General features: G+C 36.5%; 1 protein-coding gene. It reads left to right on the top strand.

The annotated features are described in order from the left end of the window. The first annotated feature begins 1 nt into the window (after position 1). Complete coding sequence (ppaC, locus tag AC1DJR_RS31365) at positions 2 to 883, top strand: manganese-dependent inorganic pyrophosphatase (protein WP_477004399.1); 882 nt, start codon at positions 2 to 4, stop codon at positions 881 to 883. The last annotated feature ends 119 nt before the right edge of the window (positions 884 to 1,002 follow it).

Below are 1,002 nucleotides of genomic sequence, written 5' to 3'. Positions count from 1 at the left end.
AATTTGTTCTGCGATTGCTTATGCAGAATTGAAAAAAGAATTAGGAATGAATGCTGAGCCTGTACGTTTAGGCGAAATCAGTGGTGAAACTCAATTTGCGTTAGACTCTTTTAAAGTAGAAGGACCGCGTTTTGTTGAGACAGTAGCAAACGAAGTGGACAACGTTATTTTAGTTGACCATAACGAGCGTCAACAAAGTGCTAACGATATCGAATCTGTTCGTGTGTTAGAAGTTATTGACCATCACCGTATTGCTAACTTTGAAACAAGCGATCCTATTTACTACCGTTGTGAGCCAGTTGGATGTACAGCTACAATCTTAAACAAAATGTACAAAGAAAATGGCGTTACAATTCGTAAAGAAGTTGCTGGTTTAATGTTATCTGCAATCATTTCAGATTCTTTACTATTCAAATCTCCAACTTGCACAGAACAAGACGTAGCAGCAGCTCGTGAATTAGCGGAAATCGCTGGTGTAGATGCAGATAGCTACGGCTTAGAAATGTTAAAAGCTGGTGCTGATTTAAGCGGAAAAACAATGGAGCAATTAATCTCTCTTGACGCTAAAGAATTCCAAATGGGTAACGCGAAAGTTGAAATCGCACAAGTAAACGCTGTTGATACAAACGACGTTCTTGTACACCAAGTAGAACTTGAAAAAGTTATCACTACAGTAGTAGAAGAAAAAGGTTTGGACCTATTCTTATTCGTTGTAACTGATATCTTAACTAACGATTCTGTTGGTCTTGCGATTGGTAAAGCAACAAACGTTGTTGAGAAAGCTTACAACGTAACATTACAAAACAACACAGCTACTTTAAAAGGTGTTGTATCTCGTAAAAAACAAATCGTTCCTGTATTAACAGAAACATTCCAAGCTTAATATTATTGAGTATGGATAAAAGAAAGGACAAGTAGTCATATTGGCTACTTGTCCTTTTTATTATAAAATTACAGAAGAGCCTATTGGATGGAAATAAAAAAGGATAGCAATAGCTATCC

This window comes from Bacillus sp. 05T31 (assembly GCF_056396725.1).
The sequence above is the reverse complement of the archived record's forward strand: the minus strand, read 5'-3'. Positions and strand labels throughout refer to the sequence as shown.